Source organism: Thermocatellispora tengchongensis (assembly GCF_014202315.1).
Classification (GTDB): Bacteria; Actinomycetota; Actinomycetes; order Streptosporangiales; family Streptosporangiaceae; genus Thermocatellispora; species Thermocatellispora tengchongensis.
Genome location: NZ_JACHGN010000005.1, coordinates 79,004 through 94,141, shown reverse-complemented (window position 1 = coordinate 94,141; position 15,138 = coordinate 79,004). Strand labels below are relative to the sequence as shown.

Annotated in this window: 16 protein-coding genes; 11 read left to right on the top strand and 5 right to left on the bottom strand. The window is 73.7% G+C overall.

Annotation, left to right across the window (positions count from 1 at the left end; genetic code table 11):
• Window positions 1-36: 36 nt before the first annotated feature.
• Window positions 37-2,436, bottom strand: coding sequence for a helicase-associated domain-containing protein (locus HNP84_RS12540; RefSeq protein ID WP_185049849.1), 2,400 nt, complete (start codon window positions 2,434-2,436; stop codon window positions 37-39).
• Between the two features lie 111 nt (window positions 2,437-2,547).
• On the opposite strand from HNP84_RS12540, the gene HNP84_RS12535 reads away from it, so the two are divergent.
• The gene (locus HNP84_RS12535) at window positions 2,548-3,720 is read left to right on the top strand and encodes a cytochrome P450 (RefSeq protein WP_185049848.1); all 1,173 of its coding nucleotides are present in this window, start codon (window positions 2,548-2,550) and stop codon (window positions 3,718-3,720) included.
• A gap of 199 nt (window positions 3,721-3,919) precedes the next feature.
• Here the strand turns inward: HNP84_RS12535 and HNP84_RS12530 are convergent, their stop codons facing one another.
• Complete coding sequence (locus HNP84_RS12530) at window positions 3,920-4,537, bottom strand: ATP-binding protein (protein WP_312924584.1); 618 nt, start codon at window positions 4,535-4,537, stop codon at window positions 3,920-3,922.
• 194 nt (window positions 4,538-4,731) lie between these two features.
• Here HNP84_RS12530 and HNP84_RS12525 point away from each other — a divergent pair, with 194 nt between their 5' ends.
• The 4 genes from HNP84_RS12525 to HNP84_RS12510 all read left to right on the top strand — a co-directional run bounded on the left by HNP84_RS12525 (window position 4,732) and on the right by HNP84_RS12510 (window position 7,312).
• Window positions 4,732-5,592 carry a Sco1979 family transcriptional regulator gene (locus HNP84_RS12525; protein WP_512700963.1) on the top strand — a complete coding sequence of 287 codons (861 nt, stop codon included), beginning with the start codon at window positions 4,732-4,734 and terminating at the stop codon, window positions 5,590-5,592.
• On the top strand, window positions 5,593-5,829 hold the full coding sequence (locus tag HNP84_RS12520) for a DUF397 domain-containing protein (RefSeq protein WP_185049846.1): 237 nt from the start codon (window positions 5,593-5,595) through the stop codon (window positions 5,827-5,829). It abuts the gene before it with no gap.
• A 139-nt stretch (window positions 5,830-5,968) separates the two neighbouring features.
• Entirely contained in the window at window positions 5,969-6,232 is a 264-nt protein-coding gene (locus HNP84_RS12515) for a hypothetical protein (RefSeq protein WP_246518109.1), read from the top strand.
• 291 nt (window positions 6,233-6,523) lie between these two features.
• Window positions 6,524-7,312 carry a hypothetical protein gene (locus HNP84_RS12510; protein WP_185049844.1) on the top strand — a complete coding sequence of 263 codons (789 nt, stop codon included), beginning with the start codon at window positions 6,524-6,526 and terminating at the stop codon, window positions 7,310-7,312.
• Here HNP84_RS12510 and HNP84_RS12505 read toward each other — a convergent pair.
• The 3 genes from HNP84_RS12505 to HNP84_RS12495 are packed head-to-tail and all read right to left on the bottom strand — an operon-like array spanning window position 7,284 to window position 9,930.
• Window positions 7,284-7,865: a histidine phosphatase family protein gene (locus HNP84_RS12505; protein ID WP_185049843.1), complete on the bottom strand. Its 582-nt coding sequence runs from the start codon at window positions 7,863-7,865 to the stop codon at window positions 7,284-7,286. The genes HNP84_RS12510 and HNP84_RS12505 overlap by 29 nt on opposite strands.
• A 46-nt stretch (window positions 7,866-7,911) precedes the next feature.
• Window positions 7,912-8,970, bottom strand: coding sequence for a WD40 repeat domain-containing protein (locus HNP84_RS12500; RefSeq protein ID WP_185049842.1), 1,059 nt, complete (start codon window positions 8,968-8,970; stop codon window positions 7,912-7,914).
• Between the two features lie 36 nt (window positions 8,971-9,006).
• Window positions 9,007-9,930 (bottom strand): TIGR03621 family F420-dependent LLM class oxidoreductase, encoded by a 924-nt coding sequence (locus HNP84_RS12495; RefSeq protein WP_185050247.1) that lies wholly within the window; start codon window positions 9,928-9,930, stop codon window positions 9,007-9,009.
• Window positions 9,931-10,067: 137 nt separating this feature from the next.
• Here HNP84_RS12495 and HNP84_RS12490 point away from each other — a divergent pair, with 137 nt between their 5' ends.
• The 6 genes from HNP84_RS12490 to HNP84_RS12465 are packed head-to-tail and all read left to right on the top strand — an operon-like array spanning window position 10,068 to window position 14,842.
• Complete coding sequence (locus HNP84_RS12490) at window positions 10,068-10,250, top strand: hypothetical protein (protein WP_185049841.1); 183 nt, start codon at window positions 10,068-10,070, stop codon at window positions 10,248-10,250.
• Window positions 10,247-10,999 carry a DUF2071 domain-containing protein gene (locus HNP84_RS12485; RefSeq protein WP_185049840.1) on the top strand — a complete coding sequence of 251 codons (753 nt, stop codon included), beginning with the start codon at window positions 10,247-10,249 and terminating at the stop codon, window positions 10,997-10,999. The genes HNP84_RS12490 and HNP84_RS12485 overlap by 4 nt, the downstream gene beginning before the upstream one ends.
• A gap of 15 nt (window positions 11,000-11,014) precedes the next feature.
• Window positions 11,015-11,791, top strand: a complete 777-nt coding sequence (locus HNP84_RS12480; protein WP_185049839.1) for a phytanoyl-CoA dioxygenase family protein — start codon at window positions 11,015-11,017, stop codon at window positions 11,789-11,791.
• An 11-nt stretch (window positions 11,792-11,802) separates the two neighbouring features.
• A complete protein-coding gene (locus HNP84_RS12475; RefSeq protein ID WP_312924574.1) occupies window positions 11,803-12,771 on the top strand; it encodes a phosphotriesterase family protein in 969 nt (322 codons plus the stop codon).
• Window positions 12,768-14,033, top strand: a complete 1,266-nt coding sequence (locus HNP84_RS12470; RefSeq protein WP_185049838.1) for a cytochrome P450 — start codon at window positions 12,768-12,770, stop codon at window positions 14,031-14,033. Before HNP84_RS12475 ends, HNP84_RS12470 begins: the two co-directional genes overlap by 4 nt.
• Complete coding sequence (locus HNP84_RS12465) at window positions 14,030-14,842, top strand: SDR family NAD(P)-dependent oxidoreductase (protein ID WP_185049837.1); 813 nt, start codon at window positions 14,030-14,032, stop codon at window positions 14,840-14,842. The genes HNP84_RS12470 and HNP84_RS12465 overlap by 4 nt, the downstream gene beginning before the upstream one ends.
• Window positions 14,843-15,138 lie beyond the last annotated feature (296 nt).

The following is a 15,138-nucleotide window of genomic DNA, read 5'->3' as shown; positions in this document are numbered from 1 at the left end:
CCCGTTTTCGCGGTGAGTAGCCGGGTGTGGCCCCGGTCAGGTCTGCGCCGCGCGCACGTCCACGATGTCGGCCAGCGGGAACTCCAGGTAGTCGCCGGCCTCCTCGCACCAGGCGTCGAGCACGCCGCCGCGCAGCTCGCCGTGGCTGATGGTGGCGGTCACGCCGTCGGCCAGGGTGATCGCGGCGCGCACGCCCCGATCCACCACGAAGCCCAGCAGCGACTGCTGCGCCGTCGGCAGCCGGGTGGCCACCCTGCCGATGATCGCCCAGGTGCGGCCGTGGGGCCGGCCCTGCGCGTCGCTCGCCGACAGCAGGCGCTGGGCGTGCTCGCGCGGGTCGGGCGCCGGCTCGGCGATGGAGTACGGCGGCTGCTCCAGCTCGGCGACCCGGCCGCCCGGCAACAGGATCAGCCGTCCGCCGGAAGGCTCCTCGATCTTGGCCCGGTGAATGGTGATCTCGCCGGTGTCGTCGATCGGCACCGGGGCGTAGCCGTTCTCGCGCAGCGCCGCGAGAGTGCGCTCGGCGGGGGCGGAGCTGGCCAGCACGGTGGGCGCGAGCAGGCGCAGGCCCAGCCGGGCCAGCCGCCGGTGCCCGGCGATCTCGGCCAGCAGCGCCGGGTCGGACGCCTGCACGATGCACGCCACGGTGGTCACGGTGACCTCGCCGTGGCGGCGGGCGACGTCGTGGATCAGGTAGCTGAGCGGCTGGGGCACCGTGCCGACCTCGGACAGCTCGTCGAGCAGGCTCTCGGGGGTGTGCCCGGCGTCGAGCGCACGGCGTACGCTCTGGGCCGAGAACCGCCACACCGACGCCGCGCCGCGCGACTCGCGGTCGGCGGCCCGGTCGAGCAGCGCGGCCAGCTCGGCCGAGGGCGGCCCGGTCACCACCGCGGTCAGGTCGGCCCCGAACAGCGCGCTGCGCCGCACGCTGGCCAGCGCCCGGGTGGAGCACTCGGCCAGCCCCGGGTCGTGCTCCACCGCCGGGGCCGAGTCGTCGTTCTCGGTGCCCGCCACCTGGTCCAGCGCGGCCAGGGCCCGGCCCAGGTCGGTCAGCGCGTCCTGCACGACCAGGCCGAGCAGCCGCGCCTCGTCCAGCACGGCCGGGGTGATGTCGGCCAGCAGCGCCCGGTCCAGCAGCGGGGCGTGCCAGTGGACGTGGCGGACCAGCGCCGCCGTGCCGGTGAAGGCGGTGCTGTGGGGCAGGCGGGCCAGCACGCCCAGCACCGCCCTGCGGATGCGCGCGATGACCGGCCCGGCGGGGTCGTCGCCGAGCACCGTGCCGAACTTGCCGTCGATCCGGCGCAGCGACGAGCGCTCCATGCGCCACCACGCCGCGAGCAGCACCCGCAGCCGCGCCCCGCCGTCGTCGAGCCGCCAGCGGTCGAACCTCTCGGTCGGCACCAGGCCCCCGGCCGGCTCGTCCCAGGCCAGGAGCCGGGCCACCGCGCACACGTCGAGCAGCAGCCGGGTCTCGTCCTCGTCGCACCCGGTCTCTCTGGCCACCCGGCGCACCTCGCGTACGCCCACGCCGCCGCTCTTCAGCAGCGGCAGCGGGCTCTTGGCCGCGTTCTCCAGCAGGGCGGCGCAGCGCTCGACGACATGCGGCGCGGCCAGCGCCATCAGGTGGTCGATCTCCTCGGGATCGACCGGGAGCGTGGGCAGCTCCGGCGGCTGCGGGGTCAGCGGCGGGTGGTAGCCGGGCCCGCGCACGGCCAGGGCCACCTCGCGCGGCATCTCGGCGACGTTCCAGCTCGGCCGGTACAGCAACCCGTGATCGGCGGCCCACTTCTCCGGGGTGCCCGGAGTGACGAACAGCCCGCCGTCCACGTCGCGCACCGGGCCGTCCCAGGCGAACTCCTCCAGCAGTCGCCGCGTGCCCTCGGGCGCCTGGCGCACCAGCTCGGCCACCCGGGCCGGGTCGGCGAGGGTCTCGGCGATCCGGGCCACCGCCCGGCGTTTGCTGCCGTGGGGCTCCAGGCCCAGCGCGCGGCTCAGCGACCGCAGCGCGTCGGGGCTGATCGTCCAGGAGTTCAGGTAGTGGGCCAGCGGCTCGCCCAGGCCGCACGGAGCGGTCCACCAGCGCGCGAGGGCGGGCGACAGGCGCACCCGGCCGCGGTCGTCGGGCCAGGCCAGCGCGTGGTCGTAGAGCCTGTCCAGCCAGGGCGCCACGTCGTCCTCGGGCACGTCGAACAGAGCGGCCAGCGTGGCCGGCCGGGCGTCGTCTCCGAGCACCAGGCAGCCCTGGGCGATCTCAAGGCAGGGCAGGGGCAGCCCGCGCAGCGCCTCCATCACCGCGAACCCGTTGCCGAGCCGCTGCGCCAGCGTGTCGAGCCTCCTCGGCCACGGAGCGGCGATGGCGTCGGGGCGGTTGGCCAGAACCCGGGCGAGGCGGTCTTCGTTGAGGGTCTTCAACCAGCCGAGCAGGTGATCGTCCATCTCTCAGCTCTCTCAGGGGTCGCGCGCGGGACTCACCGTGAGCCATAGGCAACAACGGTAATGCAGATGGCATCCTTGACGGGATGAGCGCGCCACAATAGAACGCGTTACATGGGCCCCGACATCGACATCTTCTCCGCAGACCGGTACGAGCGGGGCGTCCCCCACGAGCAGTTCGCCTGGCTGCGCCGCAACGCGCCGGTGTACTGGCACCCCGATCCCGGCGGCCCCGGCTTCTGGGCCGTCACCCGGCACGCGGACGTGACCCACGTCTCGCGCCACCCGGAGCTGTTCTCCTCCCACCGGCGCTCCAGCCTGCTGTACGAGCGGAGCGGCGAGCTGCTGGAGCGCGACCGGCTGATCATGCTCAACCAGGACCCGCCCCGGCACACCGCCACCCGCGCGGTCGTCAACCGCGGCTTCACCCCGCGCGCGATCGGCCGCCTGGAGGACCGGATCAGGAAGATCTGCCACGACCTGCTCGACCGGGTGAGCGGCGAGGCCGACTTCGTCGCCGACATCGCCGCCCCGCTGCCGCTGCACGTGATCTGCGAGCTGCTCGGCGCCCCCGCCGAGGACCGGGAGAGCATCTTCGCCTGGTCCAACCATCTGATCGGCTTCGAGGACCCCGACCTCGCCCGGAAGGGCGCCGAGCCGCTGCGCAACCTGTACGAGTACGGCGTCCGGCTGGCCGCCGCCCGCCGCGAGCGCCCCGGCGAGGACCTGGTGACCCGGCTGGTGACCGGCGGCGAGGCGCTGAGCGAGGCCGAGCTGGGCATGTTCGTGGTCCTGCTCGCCGTGGCGGGCAACGAGACCACCCGCAACGCGGCCTCCGGCGGCATGCTGGCCTTCTTCGCGCACCCGGCCGAGTGGCGGCGGCTGCTCGCCGACCGCTCGCTGCTGCGCACGCTGCCGGACGAGATCGTACGCTGGGTCTCGCCGGTGATCGCGTTCCGGCGCACGGCGACCGCCGCCACCGAGATCGGCGGCCAGAGGATCGCCGAGAACGACAAGGTGATCCTCTACTACACCGCCGCCAACCGCGACGAGGACGCCTTCGACCGTCCCGGCGTCTTCGACATCGGCAGAGACCCCAACCCGCACGTCGGCTTCGGCGGCGGCGGGCCGCACTTCTGCCTGGGCGCCCACCTGGCCCGGCTGGAGCTGAAGGTGCTGTTCGAGACGCTGGCGGAGCGGATGCCGGGCATCGAGCAGGCGGGGGAGCCGCGGTGGCTGCGCTCCAACTTCATCAGCGGCCTGAAGCGGCTGCCGATCCGGACATGACCGGCCCGGCGTTCCTCGGAGGCTTCCGGGCCGACCGGTCCGGGGACGCCGCGCGGGTGGGGGAGGGGCGTCCCCGGGCCGGCCGTGGCGGCGCCGACACGAGGGGAAGGACGGCGCCTGGGAGATGGCCTACCCGGCTGATCCGAGATATGCGGTCATCCGGCCGCCCGCGTCATCCGGCCGCGGCCGGCCGGGCGAATCATCCCGACAGCACCGCCCATACGACCTTGCCGTAGGGCGCCAACGGGGCCCAGCCCCAGCGGAGGCTCAGCGATTCGACGATGTGCAGCCCGAGACCCCCCGGCTCCAGCGAGGCCGGGTCGCGCAGCACGGGCGCCGCCGAGCCGGGGTCGCCGATCGCGCACACGACCAGGCCGCCGCGGCGTACCAGCGACAGGCGGATGGCCTCGGGCTCCCGCGCCCCGCCCGGCGTCAGCCGCAGGCCGTGGCGGATCGCGTTGGTGCACAGCTCGGAGACGACGAGCTCCATGTTCTCGCGCAGCTCCGGCAGGCACCACCCGGACAGGGTGCCGGTGGCGAAGCTCCGGGAGCAGTGCACCGAGTCGGGTCGCGCGGGCAGTACGAACGTGGCGCTGGCCATGGCGGATTCGGGGACGGGCGGCAGCAGGTCGCGCGCCGCGTCAGGCCACCACCCGAGGGGCGGCCACCAGTCGAGCGTCGTCCACTGGGCCTGCGCGGACCCCTGGACGCCCTGCCGGCACTGGGCGCTCTGCTGACCGTGCTGCGCCGGCGCCTGACCCTGGTGCGGGCCCGGCCGGCCGTTCGCTCGTAAGACCCCGAGGTTAGCGGACTGCACGGGGATCATGATGGTGCAAACTAGCGTGCAGGTGCAAGGGCGGATGCACGTGCAGAAGCTCTGTGCAACCGCTACCGTTACCCGTGATCCGGTAAATCGGCAGCAAAGGGGATCTCGATCGCGGCCCGGTGATCTTTGGGCTGCGAAGTGACAGACTGTGAAACAAGGAAACGACCAAGGAGCAGCACGTGTCGATGGATCCGCCGGGAAACGGCTCCACGGTTCGGCGCATCATGCTCGGCGCCAGCCTGCGTCGCCTGCGTGAGCAGAGAGGGCTCACCCGCGAGGCCGCGGGATTCCACATCCGCGCCTCGGAGTCCAAGATCAGCCGGATGGAGCTGGGCCGCGTCGGGTTCAAGACACGGGACGTCGAAGATCTGCTCACCCTGTACGGCGTGCACGACGACGCCGAGCGGCGCGGCCTGCTGGAGATGGTCCGCGAGGCGAACACCCCGGGCTGGTGGCACAAGTACGGCGACGTCCTGCCGTCCTGGTTCACCACCTACATCGGGCTGGAGGAGGCGGCGAACATCATCCGCACCTACGAGGTGCAGTTCGTTCCCGGCCTGCTGCAGACCGCCGCCTACGCGCGTACCGTCATCGAGCTGGGATACCCCGACGCGCCCTCGTCGGAGATCGAGCGACGCGTGCATCTGCGCATGCAGCGCCAGGAGCGCCTCACCAAGAAGGACGGCCTGCGGCTGTGGGCCGTCATCGACGAGGCGGCGCTGAGACGGCCCATCGGCGGGCCGGCCATCATGCGGGAGCAGCTTCACCACCTGCAGGAGGTCGCCACCCTCCCCAACATCACCATCCAGGTGATGCCGTTTCGGTTCGGCATGCACGCCGCCGAGGGGGGCGCCTTCAGCATCCTGCGGTTTCCCGAGTCCGACTTGTCGGACGTCGTTTACGTCGAGCAGCTCTGGGGTGCCCTCTACCTGGACAAACGTGAGGACATCGATCCCTACCTCACCGCCATGGAACAACTGTGCGTGGAGAGCACCACGCCTGGGGGCACTGCCGAGATCCTCGGCGAACTTCTCAGAGAGATATAAATGAAGCACACCTACAACGGCATGCCGGCACATGACCTCACCGACGTAAGCTGGCGCAAGAGCCGGCGCAGCAACTCGACGGGCAACTGCGTCGAACTCGCCGAGCTTCCCGACGGCAGCGTCGCCGTCCGCAATTCCCGCTTCCCCGACGGTCCCGCCCTCATCTACACCCGAGATGAGATGCGGGCGCTGGTCCTCGGGGTCAAGGACGGCGAATTCGACAGCCTGCTCGTGTAACGCCGTTTTAACATCCAGCGCACCCGCTTAACGGGGGTGCGCCGGATGTGTAATGGTCCGGTCTCGCGCGTCGGGCAGATTCAGCCCCAGCAGCAGAGCAGCAGCTCGGTGAATTGGGGGCCTGACCATGCTCGACCAGATGACCCTGTACCCGGTGGCGGACGACGTCCTGTTCGCCCCCGGCGGCCGCGTCGTGATCCGCACGTACGGCGTCGCCTCGGCGACGGGCGAGAACGGCGATGAACGCGCGGTCTCCTACCGCACCTGGGTCACGGGGGTGCGCGACCAGCCCCGCTACTGGCGATGGGGCCACTTCGAGGACGCCTGCCATGGCCACCGCAAGGTCCTCGAATGGCTCACGGGCCGAGGCCCCCAGCCCCACCCCGCGGCCACGGCCGCCTGACCACACCCAGCCCGGCCGCTCCGGCCGGGCCGGCACCCCCCAAAGGCACCCCCCACAGGCGCCCCCCACGCCCACCCCCCGGTGCCCGCCCCCGGCACCCCGAGGCGGTCCCACGCCCCCGAGCGCCACCGCGCCGCCGTCGTGACCCCGTCGTGCCCTCTCCCGCCGGCGGGCGAGCCCCCGCCCCGTACACCGCCCTGATGGTGCCGCCGTAGTGCCGGCGCTTCACGTGGGGGACGGCATGGGTTAGTGTCCGAGCAAGCATTCGCTTGGTTTCGGTGGGAGGCCGGTGTGCGGCGTGGCATCTATCTCCTGGAAGAGGTCGATTTCCGGCCGATGAACTCGCAGCGGCCGTTGACGTACCTCACCTGGCTCACCGGGTACAAGAAGGAGGACGAGGAGCGGGAGGCGCCCGAGCTGACCGAGGGGCTGTCGATCCGGTCGCGGCAGATCGACCTGGTGGGGGCGTTCTACGCCGTGGGGATCACCGGGCATCCGCAGTTCAAGGCCGTCACGCTGTGGGACTGCCACGGCGGGTGGGACGGCGGCTGGCGGCAGATGATGGAGATCTACGACGGGGTGGACGGCAGGCTGTTCCTGTCGGACATCGACGACCTGCGCTTCTCGGCCTTCTCCCGGCCGCTCGGGGCCGTCCACGGGAGCCCGGCCCTCGCCGACGTCTGCGCCGAGGGGTACGCGGCGCCGCTGTACCTGTTCGAGAGCGCCACCGTGCGGCCGGGCGCGGCCCTGGACTACCTGGCGGCCGTGCGCGAGGAGCGCGCGCCGATCCTGGCCGACCACGGGCACCGGCCCATCGGGCTGTACGAGGTGCTGTTCTGCGACACCGAGGTCGTCACCGTCTGGGGCGTGTCGCTGGACGACCACCTCGCCGCCCAGCGGGCCCGCGACGCCGCGCTCGGGCTCGACGACGAGGCCGAGCCGGACGAGCGCCTGCTCGCCTGGGCGAAGCGGGCCCGTGACTACCTGGACGGGCCGTGGCGGGAGACCCTGCTCGCGCCGTTCCCGGGCTCGAAGCTCAGCCCGTCGCGGGTCAGATCGGGGAGTTCCAGTGCAGGATGACCGGCTCGGCGTGCTCGAAGCCGAGCGCGCCGTACGTACCGGTGTCGAGCTTGAAGTGCCGGCCCCCGGCCGGATCGAGGCCGAGCCAGCGCGCGGTCAGCACCCGCAGGAAGTGGCCGTGGGCCACCAGCACCACCGTGCCCGCGGCGGCGCGGGCACGGGCGATGACCTTGTCGGCGCGCTCGCCCACCTGCTCCACGGTCTCGCCCGGATGGTCGGCGTCGCCGGGGATCACGCCGTCGCGCCACAGGTACCACCCCGGGCGCGTCTCGCGGATCTGCGGGGTGGTCACGCCCTCGTAGCCGCCGTAGTCCCACTCCCACAGGCCGGGGTCGGGCTCGGCGCCGGGCAGGCCCGCCAGCTCCGCCGTACGGCGTGCGCGCTGGGCCGGGCTGGTGAGCACCAGGTCGATCTCACGCCCCTGCAGCAGCGGCGCCAGGGCCCGCGCCTGTCCCTCGCCGCGGGCGGTGAGGGGCACGTCGGTACGCCCCGTGTGCCGCCCGGTGCGGCTCCACTCGGTCTCGCCGTGCCGGAGCAGAATCATCTCGTCCATCGCTCCCCCATCATGCCCCGCGCGGTCCCGCCGTGCGGGGAGGGGGTCACCAGGCGGCCACCGGCGTATCGCCCTCGCCCGGGCGCTCGCCGCCCGCGATCGGCGCCGAGGCGGTCGTGCCGCCGGCCAGATCGAGCCGGAACAGCCGCCAGCCGTGCGTGTAGAGCAGGTGACGCCCGCCGGCGTCGAGGCTGAAGCGCAGCGACGCCGACGCGTCGCGCGGCAGCGACACCTCGGCGAGCGTCGCGGGCGGTGTCCGGCCGTCCACCGCGACCCGCTTCACGGTATGGCCGTCGGAGTAGATCAGGGCCTCGCCGCCGGGGGTGAACCCCACCGAGGAGACCAGGAGGTTCCCGGCCGGCGCCACCCGGGTGCTCGCGGCGAGCAGGTCGGCGCCGGGATCTTCGGTGTCGAGCACGCGCAGGCCCCGCGGGCCGGACGCCAGCGCGAGCCTCCTCCCGTCGGGCGACCAGGCCAGGCCGTACGCCGGTGCGCCGGGCGGGGCGGTCCAGTCGCGGCGCTCGCCGGTGGCGGTGTCCACCACGGTCACCTTTACGGCGCCCACGACGGTCATGGCGTACGCGACGCGGGTGCCGTCGGGGCTCAGCGCGACGGCGTGCGGCAGTCCGCGGGCGGCGTCGGCCGGGGCGGGACCCGGCACGGCCTCCGGCTCGCCCGGGGTGCCGTCCTCGGCGAGGCGGACGCGGAAGAACACCAAGGGGGAGCCGGGGCCGGTCCAGCCGGACAGCAGGAACGTGCGGTTGTCGCGCGCGGCCGCGAGGAGCCGCCAGGAGGACGGCGCGCCCTCCGGGAGCGGGATCTCGGCCACGAACGCCCCGGTCGCGGCGTCGTGCACGGCCGGCGGCACCGGGGTGAACTCGGCGTTCTTGCCGCCGTCGGGGAAGCGCGTGAGCGGGGTCCTGGCGGTCACGACGAAGCGCGGCGACGCGCCGGAGGCCGCCGCCGGGACCGGGGTCACCGCGGGTTGCCGCGGTGCTGTGGGGGAGACCATCTCCTCGACCGAGACGCGCCGGGTGCCGGGGCCGGTGCAGGCCGTCAGCACCAGGGCGAGCACGAGAAGGAGGGCGCCTGCGCGCGGGGGCATTCTCCGATCTTGAACAGGGGCCGGTGCCGGTGTCAATCAGGTTCCGCCCGCCAGGGCCTCGACCACCGGGGTGAAGGCGGGCAGGTCGCGCTCGTCGTGCAGCACGAAGTACGACACGCGGTGCTCGTCGCGCCAGTGCCGCAGTTTGGCGATCATGTCGGCGGCGGTGCCCAGCAGGACCTGCGGGGTCTCGGCCTGCCCCGAGTCGTCGGCGGCGCTCCAGGCGGCGCGCTTTCTGCGGGCGCCCGCTTGCAGGACGCTCGTGCCCAGTTCGATGCGCTCGAAGCGGGGGCCGGCGGCACGGCGTACGACGTCGATCTTGGCCAGGAAGGCGGCGAGTCCGCCGTCGGCGCCGTCGGGGCCGGTGCCGTCGGCGCGTACGCGCATGCCGAGGTTGATCACGTCGGCGTGCCGGGCCGCGAGGCCGAGCATGCGCGGCCCGCCGCCGCCGAGCAGCAGCCGCGGGTACGGCCGCTGCACCGGCTTGGGCTGCTGGTCCAGCCCGGTGATCCGGTAGTGCCGCCCGTGGAAGGTGAACGGCCCGTCGGCCCACAGCCCCCTGAGCACGGCGACGGCCTCCGCCAGCCGGTCCACCCGGACGCCGGGGGGATCGAACCGCAGCCCCGCCGCGGTGTAGTCGGCGGCCATCCACCCCGTCCCGAGCCCCAGGTCGAGCCGCCCGTCGGAGAGCACGTCGAGCGTGGCCGCCTCCTTGGCCAGGACCGCCGGGTGCCTGAAGTCGTTGGCGAAGACCAGCGTGCCCACCCGCAGCCGCGTGGTCGCGCACGCGGCGGCCGTCAGCGCCGCCACGGGCGCGAACCGGGGCCCGACGAGATGATCCGGCACGAGCACCGCGTCGAACCCGGAGTCCTCCAGGCGCCTGACCTTCTCGGCCCACTCCTTGGCGGACCCGGCCTGCCGCACCACCGCGGCGAACCGGAACGGGCGGGTGGCGGGCATGGCGTCCTCCAGGGCTCGAAGCAAGCGCTTGGTGAGATCGTACGGCGCGGCGAGGCGCCGGGCGAGGGAGGAGATCCACCGTCGCCGGGACGCTTTCCGGGCCCGGCGGTGAGTGTGGGCGCGCCTTAGGATGCCTTGTGCTCTTCACGGTCATCGAGCGGCACCGCGACGGCGACACGGCGCCCGGCTGCGGGCGGGGCCGGAAGCGGGAGCGTACGGCGCCGGTGGACCGGCCGCGGGAGTGGGCGCCGCGCCGCCGGGCGGCCGGGGAGGCGCGTGAGGCGGCGGCCGCCCACCGCGGCGGAGGGGAGGACGGGTGAGCTTCCAGGGGACGGCCCGGCCGCGGGCGCGGTGGCATCACGCGCGCACCGATCTGGACGACTTCGCGATCATCAGTTACCGGGTCGAGCCCGGCGCGCTGGCGGGCCGGCTGCCGCCCGGGTTCGAGCCGGTGGTGCGGGCGTTCGCGGACGGGCGTACGGGGGCGCTGGTGTCGGCCGTGGCCTTCCGGGACCGCGACTTCCACTTCCGGTTCTGCCCGCCCGCAGCGATCTCCTGCGGCCAGATCAACTACCGGGCGTACGTCACCGGGCGGGACGGGGAGAGCGGGGTGTGGTTCTTCGGCACCGAGCTGGACCATCCGCTGGTCGCGATCCCGAGGCACGTGTGGGGCATGCCGTGGCGGCGCTCCCGCATCGCCATCGAGGCGGAGTGGGACGGCGAGGTGCGGTGGCGGCTGGAGTCCGGCCGGGCGCGGTGCGAGGCCGTGGGCGTGGCGGCGCGGGAGCTGGACGGGTTCGCGGGGGAGGGGGAGTGGCTGCCGTTGCTCACCCATCCGACGGTCGGCTGGTACCTGCGGCGCGACGGGCGGGTGGGGACCTACAGCATCTGGCACCCGCCGATGCGGGCGGTGCACCTTGAGGCCGGCAGCGCCCGGTTCGCGGTGTTCGAGGGGCTGGGGCTGGTCGGCGCGGGCGACCGGCCGCACTCGATCCTGGCGCAGCGCAGTATCCCCTTCGACATCCACACCCCGCCGCGGCCGGCGCTCTTTACCAAGCGCTTGCTTTAGTGCGAGACTCGGGGCATGGCCGACGAGATCCCCGTCAGGGACGTGACCGCGGACGAGGCCGCCTTCTTCGCCGAGCACGGGTGGGTGCGCCTGCCGGGCCTGGTCGGGCCCGACGCCGTCGCGCGGCTGCGCGAGCGCGCGGAGGTGTACCTGCGGCGCCGTGAGCGGGAGCGTACGACGCTGGTGGACCGGGCGTTCGGGCAGTCACGCGACATCGCCGAGTCCGACGAGCTGTTCCGGGCGCTCACCTTCGCGCCCGCCATGGGCCGCGCGGCCACCCGGCTGCTGCGCGGCGTCCGCGGCGTGCGGGTGCAGGTGACCAACCTGCTGATCAAGGAGCCCGGCGGCGGGCACGGGGCGACGGAGTTCCACCAGGACTTCCCCTGGATGCCCATGGACCGCTCGGCCATGCTCACGTTCTGGCTGGCGCTGGTGGACGTCCCCGCCGACATGGGCTCGCTGCGCTTCTACGACGGCTCCCACCGGTACGGCATCCTGGGCCGCTCGTTCACCCGCGAGGGCGACGACCAGCTCAGCCAGCACCCCTGGCTCAAGGAGCTGGAGCTGTCGCCGTCGCTGGACCTGGCCGCCGGCGACGCGACCGTGCACCACTCGCTCACCGTGCACGGCGCGCCCGCCAACCGGCGCGGCACGCCCCGGCTGTCCTTCACCGTCACCTACTTCGACGCCGACGCCCTCTACACCGGCACCCCGTACGCGCAGACCGACGGGCTCGGCCTGACCGTCAACCGGCCGTTCGAGCATCCGCGCTTCCCGCCGGTGCCGGCCTGAGGGGGACGGCTGTGGTCGAGACCGTCGCCGGGCCCGTGGCCGACCTCGGCGCCACGCTGATGCACGAGCACGTCTTCGGGCTCAGCCCGGAGATCCTGTGGAACTGGCCGGACATCCCCGAGGGCTGGGACCCCGAGCTGCGCGCCCGCGAGGCCGCGGCCCGGCTGGACGAGCTCAAGGAGCACGGCATCGACACCATCGTGGACCTCACGGTGGTCGGCCTGGGCCGCTACATCCCGGCGGTGCGCCGGGTGGCCGAGCTGACCTCGGTGAACATCGTCGCCGCCACCGGCCTGTACACCTACGACGCGCTGCCGCCCTACTTCGGCAACCGCGGCCCCGGCAGCCTGTTCGGCGGCCCGGACCGGCTGGCCGAGTTCTTCGTGCGCGACATCACCGAGGGCATCGGACGTACCGGCGTGAAGGCCGCGATACTCAAGTGCGCCTCCGACCATCTCGGCATGACCCCCGGCTGCGAGCGGGTGTTCCGGGCCGTGGCGGAGGCCCACCTGGCCACGGGCGCGCCGATCTCCACCCACTCCCACAGCGCCTCCCGGGGCGGCCTGGAGCAGCAGCGGCTGCTCGCCTCCTGCGGCGTGGACCCGGGCAGAGTGGTGATCGGGCACGCGGGCGACTCCACCGACCTGGCCTACCTGGAGGAACTGGTCGCGGGCGGCTCCTACCTGGGCATGGACCGCTTCGGCATCGGGACGATCTGCTCCTTCGAGGACCGGGTGGCGACGGTGGCGGCGATGTGCGAGCGCGGGCACGCCGGCCGCATGGTGCTCTCGCACGACTCCTACTGCTTCAACGACCGCTTCGACGCCGACGTCGTACGCGCCCGCCACCCGGACTACCACCTGCTGCACATCTCCCGCGACGTGCTGCCCGAGCTGCGCAGGCGCGGCGTCACCGAGGAGCAGATCCGGCAGATGCTCATCGACAACCCCCGCACGATCCTCTCCGGGAGCCCGCGATGAACCCTTCCCAGCCCGATTCCCCCCGCGACCTCCCCGCCGGTGGCGACAGGGCGGCCGAGAAGGGTCCGGGGGCCGAGGACTTCGACGTCGGCTCCGAGTGGCACGTCGCCGCCCCGTACGACTTCCTGCGCAGGCTGCGGCACGAGCGGCCGGTGTTCCGCAGCGAGCACCTGGGCGCGTACGTGCTGACCCGCTACGAGGACGTGCGCGCCGCGTACGGCGACCCGAAGCGGTTCTCCTCCGAGGGGTCGCTGACGATCTCGCGCAGCCTGGCCGAGGAGACCAAGCGGGTGCTCGGCGAGCACGGCTCGTTCCTGTCCAGCTTCGTCGCCAACGTGGACCCGCCCACCCACACCCGGCTGCGCCGCTCGGTGTCGCGGGCGTTCACGCCGCGCGCGGTCGGCGCGATGGAGCAGCGCTTCCGGGAGCTGAACGAGGACCTGCTCGACCGGCTCGCCCCGCGCGGCGGCGCCGACCTGATCGCCGAGATCGCGCACCCGCCCTCGGTCAAGCTGTCCGCCCGCTTCATCGGCGTGCCCGAGAGCGACGAGGAGTTCGTGCAGGAGCACGTCAAGGACTGGTTCCAGCTCTTCCTGTCGCCGCAGCCGCCGAAGCGCCAGCTCACGCTCGCGCACTCCTTCCTGGAATACCTCGGGTACGTGGACGAGCTGGTCGCCGCGCGCCGGCGCGAGCCGCGCGAGGACTTCACCTCGCTGATGGCCGCCCTGATCGGCACCGAGCTGTCGCACCGGGAGGTCGTGGAGCTGATCTCCACGATCCTGCTCGGCGGCAACGACACCGTGCCCAACCAGCTCGGCAACAGCGTGCTGCGGCTGTGCCGGGAGGGCCTGTGGCCGGTGCCGCCGGAGAAGGTGCGCAACGTGGTCGAGGAGTGCATGCGCATCGACGGCGCCAGCCTGGGCTCCTTCCGTTACGCGCGCACCGACATCGACCTGCACGGCGTGGTCATCCCGGCCGGGTCGCTGTGCCTGCTGTCCAGCGACTCGGCCGCGCACGACGAGACCGTCTTCCCCGACCCCGAGCGCTTCGACCCCGACCGGCCCAACGCCGACGCCCACCTCACCTTCGGCTACGGCATCCACTTCTGCGTGGGGGCCGCGCTCGGCCGGCTCCAGCTCCGCACCGCGCTGGAGGTGCTGGGCGAGCGCCTGCCCGGCCTGCGGCTCGTCCCGGGGCAGCCGATCGCCTACCGGCGCTCCATCGTCGGCCGCGGCCTGACCGCGCTGCGGGTGGAGTGGTGAGCGGGCGGCGGTTCGAGGGCCGGGTGGCGCTGGTCACCGGCGCGGCGTCCGGCATCGGCGCGGCCACCGTGCGCAGGCTGGCCGCCGAGGGGGCCAGGGTCGGCATCGCGGACGTGCGCGAGGACGCGGCCAAGGAGCTCGCCGCCGAACTCGGCGCGGAGCTGGGCCCGGACACGGCGCTCGCGCTGCCGTGCGACGTCGCCGACGAGGAGCAGGTCGCGGCGGCGGTCGGCCGGCTCGCGGACGCGTACGGCCGGCTGGACGTGGCCCACGCCAACGCCGCCGACCTCTCCCCGGCGGTGTACCGGCGCGACCTCGACCTGACCGGCATGGACACCGCCGTCTGGGACCGCACCATGGCCGTCAACCTGCGCGGCGCGATGCTGGTGGTCAAGCACGCCGTGCCGCGCATGCGCGACGGCGGGGCGATCGTGTTCACCTCCTCGGTCTCCGCGTACGCCGGCGACCACGAGCACGCCGCGTACGGCGCCTCCAAGGCCGCGCTCGGCGGCCTGGTCCGCTACGTCGCCACCATGTACGGCGAACGCGGCATCCGGTGCAACGCCGTCGCGCCCGGCCTGGTGCTGACCGAGACCGCGAGGGCCGCCCTCGGCCCTGAGCGCCTGGCCGCCAAGGCGGCCGAGCGGCTGCTGCCCTGGGCGGCGGAGCCCGCCGACGTCGCCGCCGCCGTGGCGTTCCTCGCCTCGGAGGAGGCCCGCTGCGTCACCGGCCAGACCCTGCTCGTGGACGGCGGCACCACGGCCCAGCGCGGCGAGCACGTGCTCCGGCGGTGGCGCGGGGCGAGTTGAAGGAGGGGCCGCGCGAAGCCGGCCGCGGGGCATGCTGAGACGGGCACCCTGAGACGGGCACTTTGAGACGCGGCACCTTGACGCGGGGCCGCGAATTGGCGGTTGATAACGTGTCACCGACGCGTGGCGCGCAGCGAAGTCCGGTTGGAGTCCGGCGCTGTCCCGCAACTGTCACGGTCCCCCGCGGACCTGAGCCAGGTCGCCTGCCGCCGCGCCGACGCCATCAGCCCTCGCGGAAAAGGGTGATCCGTCGTTCCCAGCGGGTCTCTCGGTTCCGGCAACCTGGAAAGGACCCT

Excerpts from the sequence above, each read along its gene's own strand:
- HNP84_RS12540 (WP_185049849.1), bottom strand. The coding sequence starts at position 2,436 with ATGGACGATCACCTGCTCGGCTGGTTGAAGACCCTCAACGAAGACCGC.
- HNP84_RS12535 (WP_185049848.1), top strand. The coding sequence starts at position 2,548 with ATGGGCCCCGACATCGACATCTTCTCCGCAGACCGGTACGAGCGGGGC.
- HNP84_RS12525 (WP_512700963.1), top strand. The coding sequence starts at position 4,732 with ATGGATCCGCCGGGAAACGGCTCCACGGTTCGGCGCATCATGCTCGGC.
- HNP84_RS12520 (WP_185049846.1), top strand. The coding sequence starts at position 5,593 with ATGAAGCACACCTACAACGGCATGCCGGCACATGACCTCACCGACGTA.
- HNP84_RS12515 (WP_246518109.1), top strand. The coding sequence starts at position 5,969 with ATGACCCTGTACCCGGTGGCGGACGACGTCCTGTTCGCCCCCGGCGGC.
- HNP84_RS12505 (WP_185049843.1), bottom strand. The coding sequence starts at position 7,865 with ATGGACGAGATGATTCTGCTCCGGCACGGCGAGACCGAGTGGAGCCGC.
- HNP84_RS12500 (WP_185049842.1), bottom strand. The coding sequence starts at position 8,970 with ATGCCCCCGCGCGCAGGCGCCCTCCTTCTCGTGCTCGCCCTGGTGCTG.
- HNP84_RS12495 (WP_185050247.1), bottom strand. The coding sequence starts at position 9,930 with ATGCCCGCCACCCGCCCGTTCCGGTTCGCCGCGGTGGTGCGGCAGGCC.
- HNP84_RS12480 (WP_185049839.1), top strand. The coding sequence starts at position 11,015 with ATGGCCGACGAGATCCCCGTCAGGGACGTGACCGCGGACGAGGCCGCC.
- HNP84_RS12470 (WP_185049838.1), top strand. The coding sequence starts at position 12,768 with ATGAACCCTTCCCAGCCCGATTCCCCCCGCGACCTCCCCGCCGGTGGC.